Genomic DNA, 797 nt, shown 5'->3' on the forward strand with positions numbered 1-797 from the left:
CGCGGAGGAGGCGCGCCGCGCGGCGCGGCTGCTCGGCGGGTCGGTCGCCGTGGCGCTGCTGCTGTCGGCGGCGCTGCTGATCCCCCCGGGCGCGTGGCCGGCGGCGTTCGACGCCGCGGGCGTCTACACGACGTGGGCGCGCGCGCTGAACGTGGTCGGCGGCGTCGGCTTCCTCGCCGGCGCCGCGTTCCTCGCGCGCGAGGCGCGCGGCTCCTCGGTGAGCCGGCTCGCGCCGGGCGCGGGCGAGGCGGCCGTGTTCGCGACGCAGCTCGTGCTCTTCGGCGTCGCCGGGCTGCTGTTCTGGCTCTCCGACGTGTGGAGCCCGGTGTGGTGGCTCTTCCACGTGCTGCGCTTCGCGGCCTACGCGGTGGCGCTGGTCTCGGGCGCGGAGGTGTTCCGGCGCATCGAGGAGACGCAGCGCGGGCACCTGGAGCGCGAGCTGGCGCTCCAGACGGCGGACCTCGAGCGGATGCGCGAGGAGCTGTCGCGCTCCCTCGCGACCGCCGGGCAGCCGGAGCGCGCATGAGCGCCGGGCTGTTCGACGCGCTGGTGACCGCGGTCGCGCCGATGCTCGGCCGCTCGGTCGCGCCGTTCACGCTGTCGCGGCTCCTGCTCCGCGCGCGGGTGTTCGAGCGCGACGCGCTCACCGTGGCGCAGCTGCGCGCGGCGCTGCCGACCATCGAGGCCGGGCTGGCCGAGCTGCTGACCCCCGCCGAGCTGCGCGAGGCGTCGCGGGCGCTCGCCGAGGTGGCCGACGCGCTGGCGTCGGCCCCGCCCGACGCGCCGGCGACGCCGCC

1 protein-coding gene and 1 pseudogene are annotated in these 797 nt (G+C 78.5%); both read left to right on the forward strand.

Translation table 11 applies throughout. The features are described 5' to 3' along the window. A pseudogene (locus PYV61_RS26125) lies at positions 1-526 on the forward strand (hypothetical protein); the annotation flags it as partial. Beyond that, the coding region (locus PYV61_RS26130; protein WP_275836819.1) for a hypothetical protein at positions 523-797 on the forward strand (275 nt) is incomplete at its 3' end. The pseudogene PYV61_RS26125 and the gene PYV61_RS26130, both read left to right, overlap by 4 nt.

It is taken from the genome of Roseisolibacter sp. H3M3-2 (assembly GCF_029211165.1).
Taxonomy (GTDB): domain Bacteria; phylum Gemmatimonadota; class Gemmatimonadetes; order Gemmatimonadales; family Gemmatimonadaceae; genus Roseisolibacter.